This window comes from Bacillus sp. FSL R5-0416 (genome assembly GCF_037975425.1).
GTDB lineage: Bacteria > Bacillota > Bacilli > Bacillales > Bacillaceae > Bacillus > Bacillus subtilis.
Genome location: NZ_CP150252.1, coordinates 1,512,630 through 1,533,293, shown reverse-complemented (window position 1 = coordinate 1,533,293; position 20,664 = coordinate 1,512,630). Strand labels below are relative to the sequence as shown.

Genomic DNA, 20,664 nt, shown 5'->3' with positions numbered 1-20,664 from the left:
ATATTGATCAAATTTTATCATATTCTTTTGTTACAGTGTTATCCTTTTGGCAGCGAATTCATATGCCGCTTGAGCTTTTCAGTAAACTCAGGCGACAAATACAGCTCCGCTCCGCGTTCGATTTCAATCTGATAGTGCTGAGGCGGGGCAATTTCCGCTTCTTTTTGGAGGACGAGAAAGGTTAAGCAGTCTTTGTAGTGCCTTCCGCCAGCTTCAACGTCTACAAATGCCGGCCGATACGTAAGAGATTCGACGCCCTCCCTTTTATATAGATAGGAGAGAGCAGAATAAGGAATACGGTATAAAACGCCTTCTGTTGTTCCTCCGTCTTCCAACATGTCCGCTCTTGAACCGTCATCCCTTTTTAGCGTGAAGCGGGTTGTGTATCCTTTTAAAACAGCTCTTCCTACTGGATCTTGAAAATAGTGATCGACTCCCGCTTTTTGAAAGCGGGCATTATCCATGCATGATCCATAGGCAAAATAATAAATGGGATTTTTCGATTTGCTGATCATCTGATGTTCTTTCCAGTCGCCGCTGCTTATTTTCGTAAAGCCGGCAAACCCGTCTTTGTTCATAAAATAAATAAGCGCATTTTTAATCCCGACATCCGTTTCTACAAACACCGTTTGTTTATGATATCCTTGAAAAAATTGATCGAGCTTATGTATACACAATTCATCTGCTTCATATACTTCGCCGTATATATAGCCTTCATCTTCATCATTGAAAACAACTGTGGGCCCCTCTTTTGCAGCAAACAAACTTCCCTTTGTTCTCGCCTGCTCATTGATACATGCCGATTGTGCCAGCAAATGATGGTTTTTTTCATACTTTCTTAATGTCCCGTATACAAACAGAAGCGAGTTCACTTTATTTTTCTCCTCTCAGCTGTCTGATTTTAAAGGCAAAACCACTTGAAAGACGCTGCCTTTTCCAGCTTCACTTTCGATTTTCAATTCCCCGTCATGTTCCTTCAGGATTCTCAAACAAATGGGAAGTCCCAGTCCAGTGCCCTTTTCTTTTGTTGAATAAAAAGGTTTGCCAATCTGCTTCAGCTTTTCCTGCGGCATGCCGTTTCCTTCATCCTTTACGCTTATCACTGCATGAGAGGCGGTTTTAGCAGTTGAAATGGTTACGACACCGCCCTTTGGCATTGCCTCAATTCCGTTTTTAATGATGTTGATAAAGACCTGCTTCAGCTGATTTTCGTCTCCATTAATCATACAGCCATCTGTCTCTTTGAAATTTTTCTCTATGACGATATTGGACAGAATTGCATTGGTATCAAGCAATGTCGTGACTTGTTTCAAGATCTCATTAAGCTGGTGTGTTTTAAATGTGATTGCCTGCGGTTTTGCAAGCAGCAGCAGCTCGCTGAGCACTAAATCGATTCTTTTAATCTCTGAAAAGATGATGTCAAAATAGTCTTTTCTGTCCGGATATTGTGTTTTCATAATCTGGAGGAAACCGCTGACAGATGTTAAAGGGTTTCTGACCTCATGAGCAATACCTGCGGCAAGTTCACTTGTGATTGATAGTTTCTGGGATTCCCTCGCCAGCCGTTCATTAATCTCAATGAGCTCATCTTCAGCCTCTTTCCGCTCAGTGATATCTGACATTGTACCCAGGCTGCCTGTAAATTGGTCATCCCGGTCATAGTAAAGTTTATAATGAACTTCTCCCCAAAAAATCGTGCCGTTTTTTGTCACGTATTTTGCCGTAAACATGCCAGAAGACGCTTTGTTTTGAATTTGGGTGTTAATGTGGTCGGCTACGTGCTTTTCTTTTATGAAGTAATCGTTATACATTGTTCCCATACATTCACTGATTGAAAAGCCGGTTATTGATGCCCACGCTTGGTTTAAATATGTAATTTCGCCTTTTGCATTCGTTTGAAATACGATTTCCTGCAAATTATCCATGATGCGGTTTTTTTCTTCTGAAAGCTGTTTATACTTCCATTCGTTATCCTTCATTTTCTTAACCAGCTGCTGTTTCTCATCAATATAATAAGCCAGCATCCAGACACTTACCAGCGTGACTGCAGTATACACAATATCAACAGGCCAATTAATCGGGTTTTTGCCTATAAAATAAAATAAATAATCCCAAAACATTATAAAAATCATTGCCAAAATGATGGAAATGATACGAGCTTGATATTTTCTCATATGACCACCTGCCGCTTGTGTTTCTCTACTTATTGTACCATTCTTCGACAAATAATTGAGTAAAATATGTAAAGTATCCCAAATCATTCATTACCAAATATCTTGATGTCTTATCTTAGGCGGCGGTAATCAAAAATTGATACGCAAAAAAGGCGGAGATGATATCGCTCCGCCTTTTTTAGCATAATTTTATTCTTTTAAAGCGGCTTGAATTTCTTCGAGAAGCAGCTGTGCACCCTCAGGGCTTAGCGTAATTTTACCGTTGCCGTATTCTTTATTTTCTGAAGTGATTTCTCCAGTCATTAAACAAACGCCATGAGGTTTGTACTTTTTCAAGATAATTTTATCTCCGTCAACAAAAAACTCAATGCTGTCTTTTATGGCAATATCCAATGCCCGTCTCAACTCAATCGGCATGACAATGCGGCCTAATTCATCTACTTTTCTCACAACACCTATTGATTTCATAAAAACCCTTCTTCCTTTAAATGTTTCTTTTCTCATGTAATGTTTTAAGGATGTACCTCAATATATCGTAGACGAATGAAACTTTGAAAAAGTTTCCCGCTTTCTATAAGAATTACAAGATATTTTTTCCATAAAACCGAAAAATGTATTACTTCTGTTACACAGTTCCTTGATTTTTTACAAAAACATTTCTTTACCGACGCACACCCCCAAAAATCGCAGTATTTCTGAGAAACTTTAAATGTAGAATCATATTAAATTAGGATAGAGATTGGGTGAAAACATGTTTCAATCAACTGAAATCGGGATTGACTTAGGAACAGCTAATATACTTGTTTACAGCAAAAATAAAGGGATTATCCTAAATGAACCATCTGTTGTCGCAGTGGATACGACGACAAAATCAGTGCTTGCAATCGGAGCTGACGCGAAAAACATGATCGGTAAAACACCGGGAAAAATTGTCGCTGTCAGACCGATGAAAGATGGCGTGATCGCAGACTATGATATGACAACTGATCTGCTAAAGCACATTATGAAAAAAGCCGCAAAAAGCATCGGCATGTCGTTCAGAAAACCGAACGTAGTCGTTTGCACACCGTCAGGCTCAACAGCAGTAGAACGCCGCGCCATCAGTGACGCAGTGAAAAATTGCGGCGCGAAAAACGTTCATTTAATCGAAGAGCCAGTCGCAGCTGCCATCGGAGCGGATTTACCGGTTGATGAGCCGGTTGCCAATGTGGTAGTAGATATCGGCGGAGGGACGACAGAGGTCGCTATTATTTCCTTCGGTGGCGTTGTTTCCTGCCATTCTATCAGGATCGGCGGAGACCAGCTTGATGAGGATATCGTTTCTTTCGTCCGTAAAAAATACAATTTGCTGATCGGCGAACGCACAGCTGAGCAGGTAAAAATGGAAATTGGCCATGCTCTGATTGAACATATACCAGAGGCAATGGAAATTCGGGGACGCGACCTCGTGACAGGTCTTCCAAAAACCATTATGCTTCAATCCAACGAAATTCAAGATGCAATGCGTGAATCCCTCCTGCATATTCTTGAAGCCATCAGAGCGACACTTGAGGACTGTCCGCCTGAATTGAGCGGAGATATTGTTGATCGCGGCGTTATTTTAACAGGCGGCGGCGCGCTCCTTAATGGAATTAAAGAATGGCTCACAGAAGAGATTGTCGTGCCTGTACACGTGGCGCAAAACCCGCTTGAATCTGTAGCAATCGGCACAGGCCGTTCTTTAGAAGTGATTGATAAGCTGCAAAAGGCAATTAAATAGTCTTTACCCGCAAAATTCTCACACGCGGCAAATTTCTTGCTTCTTTTTTCCTCACTTCCTTCATATTGTGGGAAATGGAGAAACGTTAAGGAGGAAACAGATGCTAAGAGATTTAGGAAGAAGAGTAGCGATCGCAGCCATTTTAAGCGGAATTATTCTTGGAGGCATGAGCATTTCTTTGGCAAATATGCCTCATTCGCCTGCAGGCGGCACTGTAAAACTGAATCATCCATAATATTGAAAAACCCAAGACGTGTCGTTTTGGGTTTTTCACTTTGGGCTCCTTCTTTCCTTTATAGGATCATATTTGATATGATGAGAAAAAAGCTTGGAGGAATGATTCATGGATTCATTTTCACAGAAATTAAATACATATGCACAGCTGGCGGTAGAAGTCGGCGTTAATGTTCAAAAAGGCCAGTATGTAGTCGTAAATGCTTCAACAGACGTTCGGGATTTTGTCCGTTTAATTGTAAAACACGCATATGAAAAGGGCGCAAAAAACGTCACCGTGAATTGGCAGGATGACGAAGTCGCCAAATTAAAATACGAACTAGCGCCGTTTGAAGCATTTGAAGAATATCCTGAATGGGAAGCAAAAGGCAGAGAAGAGCTTGCCAAAAATGGAGCTGCTTTCATTTCTGTTGTGTCGTCAAACCCAGACTTGCTAAAAGGTATAGATTCCAAACGGATTGCGGCATTCCAAAAAGCAGCAGGCAAAGCATTACATACATACAGACAATATATTCAATCAGACAAAGTCAGCTGGACTGTCGTAGGTGCGGCATCAGCAGGCTGGGCTCACAAGGTGTTTCCTGGCAAATCAGAGGAGGAAGCGATCCACCTTCTGTGGGAAGAAATTTTTAAAGCGACGCGCGTAAATGAAGACAACCCGGTTCAGGCGTGGATCAATCATGACCAAAATCTTCATGAAAAAGTTGACCATTTGAACGAGAGACATTACGCTGCCTTACATTATCAAGCTGAAGGAACTGATTTAACAATTAAGCTGCCTAGGAAGCATGTTTGGGCAGGTGCGGGAAGCGTGAATGAAAGCGGCCATGAGTTTATGGCCAATATGCCGACAGAAGAAGTGTTCACGCTGCCGCAAAAAGACGGGGTTGACGGTGTGGTATCAAGCACAAAACCATTAAGCTACGGCGGAAATATTATTGAAAATTTCACCCTGACGTTTGAAAATGGCCGTATAGTCGACATTAAAGCTGAAAAAGGTGAGGATATTTTAAAAGAACTGGTGGAAACAGATGAAGGTTCTCACTATTTAGGTGAAGTGGCACTTGTTCCTTACGATTCGCCTATATCACAATCAAACATTCTTTTCTATAACACGCTGTTTGATGAAAACGCGTCAAATCATTTGGCGATCGGAAGCGCCTATGCCTTTAATATTGAAGGCGGAAAGCAGATGTCTCGTGAAGAGCTTGTCAAAGAAGGCCTAAATGAGAGCATTACACACGTGGACTTTATGATCGGTTCTAAGGATATGAATATTGACGGAATTACGGCAGACGGGAAAAGAGAGCCTATCTTCAGAAACGGAAATTGGGCTTTTTAAGTAAATAAAAGGAGGCTTTTCCGCCTCCTTTTTTTATTTTTCTGCTTCATACATTTGCAGATTCGCATAAACTGTTTCTAATACTGGTGCAGCGAGAGATAAACGTTTAGCTTTTTCAAGCAAAAATCCATGCAGGTGGTCGCCTTCTGTCGTTTGGCCGTTTTCCATATCCCGAAGCATGGAGGACTTCATATGATAAGACATGCTGGTCATCGTACGAAAGCTCTCTTCCTCAAGATCCGGATCAGCCGGAACACCTTCTTTTCGTAAAACAGCGCAAATTTCCCCAATAAGAGTTTGAGCCGTGTGACGTCCGGCTTCTGTGGCGAGGATTGGGCCAAGCGGTCGTTGAAATAACGTTGTGATCCCCGCTTGCGCTGCAATAAAGAGATACTTTTTCCAAATGTCCTTCTCGATATGCCCGCTAATGATGACTTCAGCCTTCACACCTGAAAATGCCTCTTCAAGCGCTCTTATCCGCTCCGTACGCTCGCCGTTCCATTCTCCAAATACAAAACGATGCGATGCGCTCGTATGATGAATTTCTCCTTTGTTGTCTAAAGCACTTTCTATAAAACACAGGCCGCCCAGCACCTGTTCTTTTGAAAATGCCGCAAATAGCTGCTCATAGTGGCGGTACCCATTTAAAAAAGGGATAATGACAGATTCCTGATGGATAAATGGTTTGACATCGTCTATCACTTGACCAAGCGAGTATGCTTTAGAAGCAATGATAACGACATCAAATTGCCCTGTTTCTCCGGCACTGATTAGTTCGGGCTGAAATGATACATTCCCTTTTTCACTATGGATGACAAGCCCGGTTTTTTTCAGCTGCTCAGCTCGTTTTTGGCGCACGAGAAATGTCACATCATTTCCTTTCTCCGAAAGCCGTCCGCCAATATACCCACCTACTCCACCTGCTCCGACAACCAAAAATTTCATGTTGTGATCTCCTTTCATATTTAGGTATCAAAAAAAGCAGAGAAATCTCTGCTTTTTTTATTCCGCGTATAGTTCAGTCAATTTTTTCTGCACATCAGCATTTTCAAGGAACTCGTCATAGCTCATTTGCTTATCGACGATGCCGTTAGGTGTAATTTCTATAATTCTGTTGGCAATGGTCTGCACAAACTGATGGTCATGGGAAGTAAACAGCATAGCGCCTTTAAAGCTGATTAAGCCGTTATTGAGCGCTGTAATGGACTCTAGGTCTAAATGGTTAGTTGGCTCATCCAAAATTAAAATATTGGCGCCAGAAAGCATCGCTTTCGACAGCATACAGCGGACCTTTTCTCCCCCGGAGAGTACGTTTGCTTTTTTGTGGACTTCCTCTCCAGAGAACAGCATGCGTCCTAAGAAGCCGCGTAAAAAGCTCTCACTTTGGTCGTGCGGAGAATATTGGCGAAGCCAGTCTACAAGGTTCAGATCACTGCCTTCGAAATATTCGCTGTTGTCTTTTGGAAAATACGCCTGAGATGTGGTAACACCCCATTTAAACGTTCCGCTGTCAGCTTCCATTTCCCCGGAAATGATTTTAAACAGCGTAGTAACAGCAAGTTCGTTTCGGCCAGTGAAAGCAATTTTATCTTCTCGATTCATAATAAAGCTGACATTGTCAAGCACCTTTACGCCATCGATTGTTTTTGTTAAGCCTTCCACGCGAAGAACATCATTTCCGATTTCCCGTTCCGGCGTGAAGTTAACATAAGGATAGCGGCGGGAAGACGGTTTAATATCATCCAGCGTGATTTTTTCGAGAAGTTTCTTTCTTGATGTAGCCTGCTTAGATTTAGACGCATTGGCGCTGAATCTAGCGACAAACTCTTGAAGCTGTTTAATCTGCTCTTCTTTTTTCTTGTTCGCTTCTTGAGAAAGCTTTAACGCCAGCTGGCTTGACTCGTACCAGAAATCATAGTTTCCGACATAGATTTGAATTTTGTTAAAATCAAGGTCGGCAATGTGGGTACATACTTTATTTAAGAAGTGGCGGTCATGGGATACGACAATAACTGTGTTTTCAAAGTTAATCAGAAACTCTTCAAGCCACTGGATTGCCTGAAGGTCCAAGTGGTTCGTCGGCTCATCGAGGAGCAGAACATCCGGCTTGCCGAATAATGCCTGCGCCAAGAGAACTTTTACCTTCTCCGAACCGCCGAGGTCTGCCATCTTTTTTGTGTGCAGATCTTCTGAGATACCAAGGCCTTTTAACAGGATCGCAGCTTCACTTTCCGCTTCCCAACCGTTCAGTTCCGCAAATTCACCTTCTAGCTCAGCAGCACGAATCCCATCCTCATCTGAGAAATCAGGCTTCATGTAAATAGCGTCTTTCTCCTGCATGACTTCATACAGGCGTTTGTGGCCCATAATGACCACTTTCAGCACTTCATACTCTTCGTACTCAAAATGGTTCTGCTTCAAGACGGCAAGACGCTCGCCAGGACTCATATGCACGTCGCCTGTCTGAGGCTCGATTTCGCCTGACAGCACCTTTAGAAACGTTGATTTACCGGCACCGTTTGCACCAATTAACCCATAGCAGTTGCCTGGGGTAAATTTAATATTAACATCTTCAAATAACTTGCGATCCGCAAACCGCAAGCTTACATTATTTACAGCAATCATTTATTATCCTCCATCATGTCTATCATCAATAAAAGTATACCATGAATGCAGGGCAAGAGAAATGATTCCCTGATAAAACAGAGAGAAAACACTTATACACCCAAACCAGCCAGCTGTGTTACAATTAAAGAGAGAGAATGCATCCGCTCGGAAAATTACACACTCTCATGGAGGAACACGTTGAGGCTTTTAACACTTACTGAATATTGCTTACTGATCTTTTTTACGGGCTTTTACCTTGCCGTAACAGGCTTTACCGCCAAAGATATCGGCTTATATATAGGCATAGCCCTTATTTACATATTTTCGCACATTTTTTCTAAACGGCTTTTAGAAAAGCGCGGAAAAGAGAACAAACAGGTTCACCTTTTCTTCAGTGTGCTAGCTATTATCGGTTCAGTGTTCATCACGGTTTTATGCATTGCATTGGTCGCTTCTTTTTCAAAATAAAAACGCCTGCTGTCCTAGGCCAGCAAGGCGTTTTTATTTTGTTTGACGCATTTCGTTAAACGGGAAAAAGACAAACTTCGATGTGCCGACAATTCGATCTTCCGCGATCAGTCCCAGCCCGTTTCGGCTGTCCATAGAATTCAGCCGGTTATCTCCCATGACAAAGTATTTGCCTTTCGGAACCTTAACCGGTCCAAAGTCTCCTGTCAGACTGACACCAAGTTTTTCTGCTTCCTTCTTGTTTTTAGACAAGTAAGGCTCGGCTACTTTTTTACCGTTTATATAAAGCGTGTCATCCTTCATTTGAACGGTTTCTCCAGGCTTTCCGATCAATCTTTTTACATAATGGATTTTAGAAGTTTCACCGTTGATAATAACGATATCTCCGCGCTTCAGCTCGCCGATATAGTTGACTGTTTTATTCACAAACAGCCTTTCTCCGTCATGTAATGTGGGATACATAGATGAACCTTCAACTAAATACGGTTCAAACAAAAAGTGACGGATCAGGAGAGCCAGCAGAACAGCGATGACAATCGCTTTACCCCATTCCAGGTACGTATTGGTTTTTTTCTTCGCCGTTTTCTCAGTATTCGTATTTTTTTCCTCGGTCAAAGTGTTTCCTCCTAGACAATTGCTATGTCAGTTGTTTCTCTTCTTTTACTTTATCATAAAAAAGAATAAAATACATAACTTAACCGCGCTCCCTGCCGGCCGGATAAGAAAAAGCGTCCTTTCGAACCAAGGACGCTTTTTTTCTTATTTTTCTGTAACAGGTTTTTTGACGATACCGAGGATAATTGCCATCACGACAGCACCGATCACGATACTTAAAAGGTAAAGCATCGGATGGTTTGTAATGAAAGCTACGAATACTCCTCCATGAGGCGCCGGAAGCGTTACTCGGAAGAATTCAGTTAATCCGCCGGCAACAGCTGCACCGACTACAGCAGCTGGTATGACGCGAAGCGGATCAGCCGCAGCAAATGGGATCGCTCCCTCTGTTACGAAAGCAGCTCCCATGAAATAGCATGTAATACCAGCTTCACGGTCACGCTGAGTGAATTTGTTTCTGAAAATGGTTGTTGCAAGTGCGATACCAAGCGGAGGAACCATACCGCCGGCCATGATTGCTGCATGAGGCGCATAGTTGCCTGCATCGATCATGGCGATACCGAACGTAAAGGCTGCTTTATTAAGCGGGCCACCCATATCGATCGCCATCATGCCGCCCAAGATAATACCCATTAACACAAGATTTCCAGTACCAAGGCTTTCAAGCCAGTTTGTTAAGAAATTCATAAATGCCGCTACAGGTGTATTGACGACAAATTGCATTAATACGCCAGTGATAAAAATACCGAACAGCGGGTAAATCAAAACAGGTTTTAATCCATCAAGTGACTGAGGGATAAACGTAAATACTTTTTTCAGTAAAATCACGACATAACCGGCAAGGAATCCGGCAATTAAGCCGCCTAAGAATCCAGCATTCGCTTGAGTAGCCATAAATCCTCCGACCATACCAGGCGCAAAACCAGGACGATCTGCAATACTCATCGCAATGAAACCGGCCAGAACTGCAACAATCAGTTTTAATGCATTGTCGCCGCCGATAAAGTTTAATGCTGCTGCAAACGTGTTGTAGCTAGGATCATTCGGATCAGCAGAGTGAATTCCCCAGAAGAATGAAATCGCAACGAGAATACCGCCGCCGACTACGAACGGAAGCATGTTGCTGACACCGCTCATCAGGTGCTTATAAAACGCGTTTCCGATACCGCTTCCAGACTTGCCTCTCGCTTCTTCATCATCGTTTGAAGCTGCTGAACCGCCGCCGCTGCCTTGATAAATCGGCGCATCTTGATTCATCGCTTTTTCGATAAGCTCTTGCGGACGTCTGATACCCGCCGTTACAGGAACTTGAAGTACGCGCTTGCCTTTAAAACGTTCCATTTCAACCTGCTTGTCCGCTGCGACAATGATTGCAGGGGCATCTTCGATTTCTTGGGCAGTGAGCTTGTGCTTAATGCCGCTTGACCCATTTGTTTCGACCTTAATTTCCACTCCAAGCTCTTTCGCTTTTTCTTTAAGGGCATCCGCAGCCATGAATGTATGGGCAATACCTGTCGGACATGCAGTAACCGCTAAAATTTTTCCTTTTCCGGCAGGTGCTGGTGCCGCTTCTTCTTCTTCTTCCTCTTCGTCATCATCTTTATCGTGCTGATTAATAATGTCGATGATGGCATCTTCAGACTCAGCTTCAAGGAGCTGCTTACGGATTTCTTCACGCATTAACAGCGTTGAAAGTCTTGACAATGCTTCAAGGTGAGTGTTATTTGCGCCTTCAGTCGCCGCGATCATGAACACTAAGTGAGCCGGCTGGCCGTCTAATGATTCATAATCGACGCCGTCTTTTGAACGTCCGAACGCGATCGCCGGGTTGATAACGCTTGCCGTTTTCGCATGGGGGATAGCGATTCCTTCACCGATACCCGTGGAGCTTTGGCTTTCGCGATTTAAAATGGCTTCTTTATAGGCTTGTCGGTCATTTAACTTTCCAGCCTTATCAAGAACAGTGACCATTTCGTCAATAACATTTTCTTTTTCTTTGCTCTCAATATTAAGCTTTATCGTATGCTTCGTTAAAAGCTCAGTTATTTTCACTTGTGTTTCCTCCTCTATAGACGTGTGACCTTAACTTCAGGAAGAAGCTGCTGGACAAATTCTTCTGTTCCAAGTTCTTCAGAGAACGCGGTAGCACTGCCTGAAGTAACTCCTAAGCGGAATGCTTCTTCAAGCGGCAGCTGTTTGGAAATTCCGGCAAGGAAACCTGCAACAACGGAATCCCCTGCTCCGACTGAGTTTACCAATTTCCCCTTTGGCACGTTAGCAAAATAAACAGCTTCGTTCGTAAACAGAAGCGCTCCGTCTCCGGCCATTGATACAATTACATGTTCAGCGCCTTGTTCTACAAGCTTTTTCCCATAAGGAACGGCTTCCTCAACAGATGTAATAGTCGTGCCGAACATTTCTCCAAGCTCATGATGATTTGGCTTCATCAAAAATGGTTTCATTTCTGTTGCTTTCAAAAGAGCCTCGCCTGAGATATCCAGAACAACTCGTGCGTTCTGCTGTTTGCAGGCCTCTGCGATTTTTTCATAAGTATCGTGAGGGAGTGAAGATGGAATGCTTCCTGCAAGAACGACGATATCTCCCTCTTGCAAAGATTGGAACTGTTCTAAAAAGGCTTTGAAATCTTCATCCGAAATTGTCGGTCCCTGCCCGTTAATTTCAGTTTCATCACCCGTTTTCAGCTTTACATTGATACGGGTATCCCCTTTTACTTCAGAAAAAGCTGTTTCCAGGTTTTCTTCCCGTAAAAATGTTTTGATATATTCTCCGGTAAATCCGCCGACGAATCCGAGCGCTTTAGACGCCACATGGTGTCTTTTCAGCAGTCTCGATACGTTGATGCCTTTGCCCCCTGGATACTTGGTATCATACGAAGAACGGTTCAGGCCTCCTACAGTAAAATCTTCAACGTGAACAATATAATCGACAGATGGATTAAGTGTTACAGTGTAAATCATGGTTTCACTACCTTTACGACAGTTTTTTCTTGGTAATTATCGAATGTAAGCTCTTCAGCGTCAGTCGTAATGATTGTTGCGTCGCCTATTCCGGCGAATGCCGAAAATGAAATTTCTCCGAACTTCGAAGGGTCTGCTAAGACGTAAGCGTGTTTTGCCTGTTTGATCGCTTTCTGTTTTAAAAGGGCCTCATCAGGGTCCGGCGTTGTGAATCCAGCCTCTGTATGGACACCGTTTGTCCCCAGAAAACTCTTGTCAAATCTGTACTGGTCCATGGCAATCAGTGAAGCGCCTCCAATAATCGCGCCCGTTCTGTGCTTTACGTATCCTCCAAGCAGATAAAAAGAAATTTCTTTCCTTATTAATGCATCGATATGCATCACCCCGTTTGTGACAACGACAATATCTTTGGTTTTATCCATAAAATCAATCATGTGCAATGTCGTCGTGCCTGCATCAAGGTAAATGCAATCCCCTTCTTCTAAAAGAGAAGCTGCTTTTTCAGCAATTTTCAATTTATCGTGAAGGTTTTTGGATGATTTTTCAAGCATATCGGGTTCAAGTCTGATATCGGAAAGCTTGGCCGCTCCACCATGAACGCGCTTTAAAAAACCGCGTTCTTCAAGGGTCGATAAATCTCTTCTGATTGTTGATTCAGAAGCATTAGTCAGATTTATAAGCTCTTGAATCTTTACCACATCATGCTTTTCTATTTGATCAATAATCAATTGATGCCGTTCAGGAGTTAGCATGCTTCACCTCCTAATGAAAACGTATTCATTTTGAATACAATTTCATTGTAAACGCTATTTTCGGTTTAGGCAACTAAAATCATTCAAATTCATTCAATAACTATCAAAATCTTTCACGTTTCTCCATATTAACGTATGTCTATAGGGTTTGTAAACTGTAAATTCGACAAAAATAAGGACAATTGTACGACATTTTCTTCTTATTTTAATGAAAAAAGTCTTTTATATTCATAGTAGAAATCACTAAACATAAAAAAACCTCATGCATGTTGCATGAGGCTACTCATAACGCAGCGCTTCAATGGGATCAAGCTTTGCAGCTTTATTTGCAGGAAGCATGCCGAAAATAACACCAATGAGCATACTGAACAGCACGCCCCCGCATACAACCTGCCAGGATATGAGTGACGGCCAGCCCGCAATGGCTGAAACAAGCCCGGCCCCTCCGTATCCAATGCCAATCCCGACCAGACCGCCAATCAGCGTCAATACGACTGACTCAATTAAAAACTGAGTCAGAATCTGTCCCCTCGTCGCACCGAGGGATTTTCTGATTCCAATTTCCCGTGTCCGTTCTGTGACTGATACGAGCATGATATTCATGACACCGATTCCGCCGACCAAAAGGGAAATACCTGCAATTGAGCCGATAATCGTCGTCATAATTGCCGTTACCTTGCCAATTCCGGCCGCAATCTCCTCCATGTTCATCACTTGATACGAATCCTCTGTGCCATGATTGTCATTTACCAGCTGTGCTGCTTCTTTTCCTGCCGATTTTATGTCGTCTGCTGATTCGACCTGCAATGATACGTTACTGAAATCGCTTGTGCCAAAAGAGGATTTCATCATATTAAATGGCACATACATTTCACTTAAACCGAAAGAAAGCAAGCCTGTTTCTTTTTTCAGCACACCGATAATTTCAACGGGCTGTCCGTTTATCCAGACAACTTCACCTAAAGGGGAGGTTTTATCGAACAGTTCTTCAGCCATCTTTTGAGAGATGATTCCGGCTCTATTCCCCGCGAGAAAGTCATTGTCGGTAAATGTTCTGCCGCTTTCGATTTCTAAAGAATTGACATTCATGTATCCATCATTTATTCCGTTAACCGTAGCATCGGTTTCTTCTTCGTGATAACGCGCTTTCATACTTTCAGAAGTCGAAGCAACGACTTGTTTAATGCCTTCTATTCCTTTTAAACCTTTAATATCGTTTTCTGTAAACGTAGATTCAGCTGCGGCGTTCGGGTTGCTTGCCAGCTCCTCGTCGCTAGGCATATAGTACAGCTCCACAGTATTTCCCGGGCCGCTGATCGACTGCTTCAGCATTTGCTCGCCTCCTTGTCCTACCGCAACGACAACAATGACAGAGCCTACACCAATGATAATGCCGAGCATCGTTAAGATCGAACGCATTTTATGGGCAAGGACAGAGCTTAGAGCCATTCTGATGTTTTCTAACAGGCTCATTCTCCCACACTCCTTTGTCCGGAGCTGGCAGGAACAATGTTTCCGTCACGCACCATGACGATCCGATTCGTGCAATCTGCTACTTCAGGCTCGTGAGTAACCAGAACGATTGTCGTTCCCTCGGCATTTAATGCTGTAAACTGATCCATAATCGCCTCGCTTGTTTTCGTATCCAGCGCGCCGGTCGGTTCATCAGCTAAAATCAATTTTGGCTCATTCACGATCGCCCTCGCAATCGCCACCCGCTGCTTCTGCCCGCCCGACAGCTCGTTGGGCATGTGGAGCATTCGATCTGCTAACCCGACCTTTTCCAATGCTCTCTCAGCCCGCTCTTGACGTTCCTTTTTGCCTATCCCGGAATAAATCATCGGCAGCTCGACATTTTTTTTTGCGTTCAGCCGCGGAAGAAGCTGAAATTGCTGAAATACAAAACCGATGGACCGGTTACGGACTGCCGCCAGTTCTTTATCTTTATATGAAGAAATGTCTTCGCCGTCCAATTGATATGTACCGGAAGTCGGCCGATCAAGACAGCCGATAATATTCATGATCGTCGATTTTCCTGATCCTGACGGCCCCATAATCGAGACATATTCACCTTGATGAATGTCCAAATCAATAGAATGGAGAACATCAAACGTTTCCTTTCCGATCTGGTAGCTTTTTCGCACATTAGAAAGCTGAATCATTTAAGATTTCACTTCCATTCCGTCAGTCACCTGATCAGATGGATTCAAAATGACTTGATCATCTTGGGTAAGCCCCTCTTTAATTTCTGTCAGGTCATCTGTCACTTCGCCGATTTTGACATCAACTCGCTTTGCTTTTCCGTCTTTTACTGTATACACATAATATTGGTCATCTTCTTTTTTGACTGCCTTTGAAGGAAGCGTATTTGCTTTCCGTTTATCTGTTTCAATATTCATGATAAATTTAAAGCCTGGCTTTCCTTCTGGAAGATTTCCTTTTATTTTCACTTGAAGCGGGTATTGGACCGCCTGTTCTGTTCCTTGTGCCGCAACGCTCTCCTGCTGATCCGGAACAAGCCCGACTGCGGAAACCGTGCCTTTCCATGTTTTACCCTGTATTACATCTGAAGTGAGTGTGACCTTCTGGCCTTTTTTGACTTTCAATGTATCGTATTCAGACAATTTCCCTGAGACGACAAGGTCTTTTGGGTTGCCAATATGTATGACAGGCTCTTGAATATCTGACTTTTTGGATGCCGCTTCTTGGTTGACAGAAATAACGGTGCCTTCAATTTCGCTTTTCACTTCTAAATCTGACACCCGGTTGGCAAGTGACTGCCGCTGAAGCTCAGTTTGTTTTAATTCGATTTCAGCTGTTTTTTTCTGCATTTGAAGCTCTGTCCGTTCAGATTCGATTTGTTTTTCTGCTTCTTTCTTTCCTACCTGTTTTTCTAGTTCTTTTTCTTTATTACCTAACGCTTTTAACTTTTCTTGAATTTGGTCAATTTGAAGCCGGTTGGATTCAGACGTTAACTGGTTCTGTTCTTTTTCCAGGCTCAGCTGCTCATTTGTATAGGTGACTAAAGGCGTGCCCTTTTTAACTTTATCGCCTTCCTTAACTTTAATGTCTTCTAATGTCCCTTTATCCGCTTCATAAAAGACATACTGTTCATTTGAAAATTTTAGCGTGCCAGGAACCATAACCGTTGATGAGATTTCATTTTCTTCAACGCTCCCCGTCTGTATCTCCTTGCCGGCGCTGCCGCTTGTCGGAGCGGCAGACCGGTATATATTGATTCCAACAAAAAGAGCGACTATAACTGCGATTCCAATTCCGATCCAGACTTTTTTCATGAGCTTATGCACCCGCCACAGAATTGATTAAACCTGAAAAGAATGAAAATACAACTAAAATTCCGAATAGAATGATTGCTGAAATCCACCCGGCTTTTTTGGAGATGCCTCCCGTTTTGTGAAGTCCGATTGCTAATAATACAAAGCTCCAGATGCTGAAAATTTCAAAGGTATTTAACACGCTGGCAAGAGCCCCGTCAGATGGGATAATCCCTGCCAGTGACGTCGTGCTGTAAAGAGGATTCACGTCAGTCGTAAAAGCAACGATTCCATTAACCAATAATCCGAGACTGCTAATTAAAGAGACAAACAGACCGAGAGAAAGCATTTTTTTATATGTCGTAACTCCGCCTGATATTTTTACACAGAGCCAATAAATAAGAGGGGCAATAAATAATGCTGCGATACCGCCGATAATAGCGCCTACCATTCCGCCAACTTTGGTTATTGTTGCGAAAGTTTCCATTTGTTCAGCAGATAGCCCTTGCGTATCCTGGCTTTTCAAAAGCTCACTATAATCCGTACCGAGTGATTGCAGCACGGCACCGACGATGATAATTGCTGCAACAATCAAAAGCGGTCCCCATACAGCCGGCCTTTCTCTTATTCTTTCAAATTGAACGGACGGACTTGTGATTACTCCGAAAAGTGAAGGCTTTTCAGTCGCCGTTCCGCTGTTTTTTTCTACATTCGTTTCCATTTCAAAACCTCCTTGAGAATATCTAACAAATAGTACGGGAAGGATATCAAAAAGTTTCATGTTTTTCTAATAAATTTCCAAAACCCTTCAATATTGAAGGCTTTTCATATTATTCTATCGCTGTGCTGTATTGCGCTTTCACAAGCCCGGCATAAATGCCTCCTTTAGCGAGCAGCTGATCATGGTTCCCTTCTTCTATTTTCCTGCCGTGATCAAGAACAATGATGCGGTCGGCGTCGCGGATCGTAGACAATCTGTGAGCGATCATCACTGCTGTACGCCCTTTCAGAAGCGTTTTTAACGCTTGCTGAATTTTTACTTCTGTCTCTGTATCAATGCTTGCCGTTGCTTCGTCAAGGATGATAATAGCCGGATCGGCGAGCAATGCTCTTGCAAATGAAATGAGCTGACGCTGACCGGCAGACAGTACGCTGCCCCTTTCCTCTACCTCTGTTGCGTATCCTTCCGCTAAATCGGAAATAAACTCATCCGCTCCGACCGCTTGGGACGCTTTCATCACCTCCTCATCCGAAGCATTTGGCCTTCCAAAACGAATATTTTCCATGATGGTCCCAGAGAAAATAAATGTATCTTGCAGGACAATGCTGATTTGAGAGCGCAGACTGGCAAGGGAAAGATCCTTAATCGGTATACCGTCTATTTTAATGGTGCCTCCGGTCGCATCATAAAAACGGCTGATTAAATTGGCAATCGTCGTCTTCCCGCTCCCTGTATGCCCGACAAGCGCAAGCGTTGAGCCCGCCGGAATAGAGAAAGAAACGGCGTGAAGGGCTTTTCGTTTTTCATCATACGAAAACTCAACCTCTTCAAAACTGATCTCCCCATTTATCTTTTCATTATGAATGGCATTCGGCTTCTCCTTGACATTTGGCTGTTCGTCCAGAAACTCAAAAATCCGTTCTGATGATGCCATCCCCATTAACAGCTGATTATAGACCTGACCCAGTCTCGAAATAGGTTCCCAAAACATTCCCAGATAGAAAGCAAAAGAAACGAAGACGCCAATCGTAATGGTTTCATTCATGATGAGTGTGGCTCCATACCAAATCAAGACAGCCGTCCCAATCGCATTCGTCATTTCTACAAGCGGACGGAACATGGCATTTTTTCTAGTTGCTTCCCGCCATGATTCGTAGTTCTCCTGATTGACACCGTCAAAATACGCCATGTTTTCTTCTTCCTGCGTAAATGCCTGTGTGACCCGGATGCCCTGAATGCTTTCGTTTAGATGAGAGTTGAGCTTCGATTGCTTTAGCCGTACCGTTTGCCAGGATCGGCGTATTTTTTTTCTGAGACTTGTTGAAATAAAAAACATAATCGGCAATGTCACCATGATGGCTATAGTCAGCTCAGGGCTCAGCGTAAACAAAATGATAATCACGCCGGCCAGAAGCAGCAAGTCGGTCAACAAATTGATGACTCCGCTTGTAAAGAGCTCCTGAAGAGAGTTAATATCATTCATGATCCTGACTAAGATCGATCCCGCCGACCGCTGATCAAAAAATCGATGGGATAAGCGCTGCACATGGGTAAATAAATGCTGTCGCAAATCGTAAATGACATGCTGGCCAAGCTGATTCATCCACCTGATTCTTAACACATTGGCGGCGTAATTGAGGACATATAAACCGCTAATAATAAAAATGAGCTGAATCAGCAGCTCCGAGTTTCTTCCTGTAATCGCTTGATCAAGAACATAAACGCCGATCAGAATGGGGATCACAAGCTTCACAGCAGTGCCAATCAATACGGTGAGAAAAGAAAGCGGCAAAATTGTTTTTCGATATGGTTTGACATAGCTCAGCAGCCGCCACATTTGAGCCCAGTTAAACGGCTTTTCAATGATTTCATCTGAAGAGTAATAGAAACGCTCTAAAATCCCCTGTTTTTTCGTTTGTTTCATTTGGCCCCTCCCTATCCGACCTCATGCGGCTCATTAATCATTTTGACATCACGGTATTGCAAATCGTAAATCTTTTTATAGTAGCCGCCTTTTTCAAGAAGCTCGTGATGTGTTCCCCTTTCACGAATGCGTCCTTTATTAAAAACGAGAATTTCATCGGCGTGTTTCAGTGAAGAAATGCGGTGAGCAACGATAAAGGTTGTGCGGTTTTTCATGACTTCTTTTAAGGCAAGCTGTATGCTGTGCTCCGTTTGCATATCTACTGCGCTTGTGGCATCATCCAATATTAAAATGCTCGGGTTCAAGCAGATGGCTCTCGCAATGGCAATACGCTGTTTCTGCCCGCCGGAAAGCCCCATTCCCCTCTCTCCCAGCATGGTGTCATACCCATCAGGAAGCTCCATAATAAAGTTATGAGCCTGCGCCCTTTTTGCCGCTTCGATGACGTCTTCCATTGAGGCATCCGGCCGCCCATACGAAATATTTGATCTAATCGTAGATGAAAACAGGAAGGATTCTTGAAGTACGACCCCGATATTGGAGCGAAGGGTTTTTAACGAATAATCTGTGATGGGTTTGTGATCAATGGTAATCATTCCGCTAACAGGACTGTAAAATCTGGTGAGAAGCTGTGTCACTGAGCTTTTGCCTGAACCTGTCGGGCCCAACAGTCCGATTACCTTCCCGCTGTTTGCCTCAAAGCTTACATTGCACAGCGCGTTTGTTTGTTCTTTCCCGTATGCAAGAGAAACATTTTTGAAATGGACATCTCCGGTTAATTTTTGTTTATGCAAAGCATGAGGATGATCTGTAATGTCTTCTTCTTTTTCCAGAATGTCGAGCAGGCGTTCCCCTGACGCTTTTGCTTGAGAGAACATATTGATGACAAAACCTAAGTTCATAATGGGCCACATCATATAATTGACAAGGCTGAAGAAAGCAACAAGCTCGCCGGGATTGAGCTGATTTTGCATAACCAAGTAACCGCCGTATGAGAGAAGAGCTACAATACAAATGTTACCAATGAACTCCATTAAAGGGAAATACGCAGACCAGATGGATGATGTTTGTAAATACTGCGCCCTGTATTCTGCATTGGCTTTATTGAAAGTGCTGATCTGAAAATCTTCCCTTGAAAGAGATTTAACCGTATTAATGCCGCTGATATTTTCCTGAACTTTTGTATTGAGTTTCGCAAACGATTTGCGGATGCCTCTGAAGGCGGGATGGACTCTTTTGTCAAACCGGTATACCGCAACCGCGAGAAATGGCAGAACAGCTATTGTCACAAGCGTGAGAGGAACAGAATAGTAAAACATAACCGACAGGCTGATGGCTACCAGCAGGCCGAAGCGAATGAGCTCAGCGAGACCGTATGATAAGAAAAAACGAAGCCCTTCAACATCAGCAGTCAGCCTGGACATCAAATCTCCTGTTTTCGCGTTATCATAGTAAGAAAAAGAAAGCCGCTGCAGTTTTTCATACAGACCATTTCTCAGCCGATAAACGGATTTGATCCCGAACATATCACCTAAATACTGATGAAAAAAGGTAGCCATTCCTTTCAAAACCATTACCGCAATAAATCCTAAGCTGACCCACGCCGCAAGCTGATACTGCCGTCCCAGTACGATCTCATCAATCGTAATTTGCAGGATAATCGGATAAACGACAGTAATTGCAGTCATCAAAAGCATGGCTAGAAGCGACCACATAAACACTTTTCTGTACGGCCAATAATACATTTTTAATCTTTTAAATGTCTCCATATCCAGCACCTTTCCAACATTTATCATCTTCACTATATCGATACCC

The 20,664-nt window shown here is 43.1% G+C and carries 19 protein-coding genes; 4 read left to right on the top strand and 15 right to left on the bottom strand.

The window, feature by feature from the left end; translation table 11 throughout:
• Positions 1-38: 38 nt before the first annotated feature.
• The 3 genes from NYE20_RS08200 to abhA form a co-directional block, all read right to left on the bottom strand.
• A complete protein-coding gene (locus NYE20_RS08200; RefSeq protein ID WP_049139895.1) occupies positions 39-872 on the bottom strand; it encodes a gamma-glutamylcyclotransferase in 834 nt (277 codons plus the stop codon).
• 15 nt (positions 873-887) lie between these two features.
• Positions 888-2,174 (bottom strand): two-component sensor histidine kinase KinC, encoded by a 1,287-nt coding sequence (kinC, locus tag NYE20_RS08195; RefSeq protein ID WP_003232333.1) that lies wholly within the window; start codon positions 2,172-2,174, stop codon positions 888-890.
• A gap of 189 nt (positions 2,175-2,363) precedes the next feature.
• A complete protein-coding gene (abhA, locus tag NYE20_RS08190; protein ID WP_003244728.1) occupies positions 2,364-2,642 on the bottom strand; it encodes a transcriptional regulator AbhA in 279 nt (92 codons plus the stop codon).
• A 283-nt stretch (positions 2,643-2,925) separates the two neighbouring features.
• Between abhA and mreBH the strand changes: the two genes are divergently transcribed.
• The 3 genes from mreBH to NYE20_RS08175 all read left to right on the top strand — a co-directional run bounded on the left by mreBH (position 2,926) and on the right by NYE20_RS08175 (position 5,509).
• Positions 2,926-3,933 carry a cell shape-determining protein MreBH gene (gene mreBH / locus NYE20_RS08185; protein WP_024572115.1) on the top strand — a complete coding sequence of 336 codons (1,008 nt, stop codon included), beginning with the start codon at positions 2,926-2,928 and terminating at the stop codon, positions 3,931-3,933.
• A 100-nt stretch (positions 3,934-4,033) separates the two neighbouring features.
• Positions 4,034-4,168 carry a protein YkpC gene (locus NYE20_RS08180; RefSeq protein WP_003238865.1) on the top strand — a complete coding sequence of 45 codons (135 nt, stop codon included), beginning with the start codon at positions 4,034-4,036 and terminating at the stop codon, positions 4,166-4,168.
• A gap of 108 nt (positions 4,169-4,276) precedes the next feature.
• Complete coding sequence (locus NYE20_RS08175; protein ID WP_003232341.1) at positions 4,277-5,509, top strand: aminopeptidase; 1,233 nt, start codon at positions 4,277-4,279, stop codon at positions 5,507-5,509.
• Between the two features lie 33 nt (positions 5,510-5,542).
• Here NYE20_RS08175 and NYE20_RS08170 read toward each other — a convergent pair whose 3' ends face one another.
• Both NYE20_RS08170 and NYE20_RS08165 read right to left on the bottom strand, forming a co-directional pair.
• Entirely contained in the window at positions 5,543-6,454 is a 912-nt protein-coding gene (locus NYE20_RS08170; RefSeq protein WP_021479370.1) for a ketopantoate reductase family protein, read from the bottom strand.
• Between the two features lie 57 nt (positions 6,455-6,511).
• A complete protein-coding gene (locus tag NYE20_RS08165; RefSeq protein WP_003232344.1) occupies positions 6,512-8,134 on the bottom strand; it encodes an ATP-binding cassette domain-containing protein in 1,623 nt (540 codons plus the stop codon).
• Between the two features lie 180 nt (positions 8,135-8,314).
• Between NYE20_RS08165 and NYE20_RS08160 the strand changes: the two genes are divergently transcribed.
• On the top strand, positions 8,315-8,584 hold the full coding sequence (locus tag NYE20_RS08160) for a hypothetical protein (protein ID WP_003232345.1): 270 nt from the start codon (positions 8,315-8,317) through the stop codon (positions 8,582-8,584).
• A gap of 33 nt (positions 8,585-8,617) precedes the next feature.
• On the opposite strand, the gene lepB is transcribed toward NYE20_RS08160, so the two are convergent.
• From lepB to NYE20_RS08110, 10 genes are all read right to left on the bottom strand, one after another.
• The gene (lepB, locus tag NYE20_RS08155; RefSeq protein WP_003232348.1) at positions 8,618-9,199 is read right to left on the bottom strand and encodes a signal peptidase I; all 582 of its coding nucleotides are present in this window, start codon (positions 9,197-9,199) and stop codon (positions 8,618-8,620) included.
• A 144-nt stretch (positions 9,200-9,343) separates the two neighbouring features.
• Positions 9,344-11,251 (bottom strand): PTS fructose transporter subunit IIABC, encoded by a 1,908-nt coding sequence (locus NYE20_RS08150; protein ID WP_038829599.1) that lies wholly within the window; start codon positions 11,249-11,251, stop codon positions 9,344-9,346.
• A gap of 14 nt (positions 11,252-11,265) precedes the next feature.
• Positions 11,266-12,177 carry a 1-phosphofructokinase gene (gene pfkB, locus NYE20_RS08145; protein WP_032725621.1) on the bottom strand — a complete coding sequence of 304 codons (912 nt, stop codon included), beginning with the start codon at positions 12,175-12,177 and terminating at the stop codon, positions 11,266-11,268.
• Positions 12,174-12,929, bottom strand: coding sequence for a DeoR/GlpR family DNA-binding transcription regulator (locus tag NYE20_RS08140; protein ID WP_014476685.1), 756 nt, complete (start codon positions 12,927-12,929; stop codon positions 12,174-12,176). Before NYE20_RS08140 ends, pfkB begins: the two co-directional genes overlap by 4 nt.
• A gap of 279 nt (positions 12,930-13,208) precedes the next feature.
• Positions 13,209-14,402: a sporulation-delaying-protein transporter subunit SkiZ gene (skiZ, locus tag NYE20_RS08135; protein WP_014479680.1), complete on the bottom strand. Its 1,194-nt coding sequence runs from the start codon at positions 14,400-14,402 to the stop codon at positions 13,209-13,211.
• Positions 14,399-15,091 (bottom strand): ABC transporter ATP-binding protein YknY, encoded by a 693-nt coding sequence (gene yknY / locus NYE20_RS08130; protein ID WP_003232356.1) that lies wholly within the window; start codon positions 15,089-15,091, stop codon positions 14,399-14,401. The genes skiZ and yknY overlap by 4 nt, the downstream gene beginning before the upstream one ends.
• Entirely contained in the window at positions 15,092-16,225 is a 1,134-nt protein-coding gene (locus NYE20_RS08125) for an efflux RND transporter periplasmic adaptor subunit (RefSeq protein ID WP_161621552.1), read from the bottom strand.
• A gap of 4 nt (positions 16,226-16,229) precedes the next feature.
• Positions 16,230-16,925 (bottom strand): toxin SDP protection protein YknW, encoded by a 696-nt coding sequence (gene yknW, locus NYE20_RS08120; RefSeq protein ID WP_128740302.1) that lies wholly within the window; start codon positions 16,923-16,925, stop codon positions 16,230-16,232.
• A gap of 109 nt (positions 16,926-17,034) precedes the next feature.
• The gene (locus tag NYE20_RS08115; protein WP_072175382.1) at positions 17,035-18,849 is read right to left on the bottom strand and encodes an ABC transporter ATP-binding protein; all 1,815 of its coding nucleotides are present in this window, start codon (positions 18,847-18,849) and stop codon (positions 17,035-17,037) included.
• A gap of 11 nt (positions 18,850-18,860) precedes the next feature.
• Positions 18,861-20,618 (bottom strand): ABC transporter ATP-binding protein, encoded by a 1,758-nt coding sequence (locus NYE20_RS08110; RefSeq protein ID WP_124048360.1) that lies wholly within the window; start codon positions 20,616-20,618, stop codon positions 18,861-18,863.
• Between the last annotated feature and the right edge of the window lie 46 nt (positions 20,619-20,664).

What these genes read in the sequence shown, in the direction of transcription:
- kinC (WP_003232333.1), bottom strand. Translation starts at nt 2,174, where the DNA reads ATGAGAAAATATCAAGCTCGTATCATTTCCATCATTTTGGCAATGATT.
- abhA (WP_003244728.1), bottom strand. Translation starts at nt 2,642, where the DNA reads ATGAAATCAATAGGTGTTGTGAGAAAAGTAGATGAATTAGGCCGCATT.
- mreBH (WP_024572115.1), top strand. Translation starts at nt 2,926, where the DNA reads ATGTTTCAATCAACTGAAATCGGGATTGACTTAGGAACAGCTAATATA.
- NYE20_RS08180 (WP_003238865.1), top strand. Translation starts at nt 4,034, where the DNA reads ATGCTAAGAGATTTAGGAAGAAGAGTAGCGATCGCAGCCATTTTAAGC.
- NYE20_RS08175 (WP_003232341.1), top strand. Translation starts at nt 4,277, where the DNA reads ATGGATTCATTTTCACAGAAATTAAATACATATGCACAGCTGGCGGTA.
- NYE20_RS08170 (WP_021479370.1), bottom strand. Translation starts at nt 6,454, where the DNA reads ATGAAATTTTTGGTTGTCGGAGCAGGTGGAGTAGGTGGGTATATTGGC.
- NYE20_RS08165 (WP_003232344.1), bottom strand. Translation starts at nt 8,134, where the DNA reads ATGATTGCTGTAAATAATGTAAGCTTGCGGTTTGCGGATCGCAAGTTA.
- pfkB (WP_032725621.1), bottom strand. Translation starts at nt 12,177, where the DNA reads ATGATTTACACTGTAACACTTAATCCATCTGTCGATTATATTGTTCAC.
- NYE20_RS08140 (WP_014476685.1), bottom strand. Translation starts at nt 12,929, where the DNA reads ATGCTAACTCCTGAACGGCATCAATTGATTATTGATCAAATAGAAAAG.
- skiZ (WP_014479680.1), bottom strand. Translation starts at nt 14,402, where the DNA reads ATGAGCCTGTTAGAAAACATCAGAATGGCTCTAAGCTCTGTCCTTGCC.
- yknY (WP_003232356.1), bottom strand. Translation starts at nt 15,091, where the DNA reads ATGATTCAGCTTTCTAATGTGCGAAAAAGCTACCAGATCGGAAAGGAA.
- NYE20_RS08125 (WP_161621552.1), bottom strand. Translation starts at nt 16,225, where the DNA reads ATGAAAAAAGTCTGGATCGGAATTGGAATCGCAGTTATAGTCGCTCTT.
- yknW (WP_128740302.1), bottom strand. Translation starts at nt 16,925, where the DNA reads ATGGAAACGAATGTAGAAAAAAACAGCGGAACGGCGACTGAAAAGCCT.
- NYE20_RS08115 (WP_072175382.1), bottom strand. Translation starts at nt 18,849, where the DNA reads ATGAAACAAACGAAAAAACAGGGGATTTTAGAGCGTTTCTATTACTCT.
- NYE20_RS08110 (WP_124048360.1), bottom strand. Translation starts at nt 20,618, where the DNA reads ATGGAGACATTTAAAAGATTAAAAATGTATTATTGGCCGTACAGAAAA.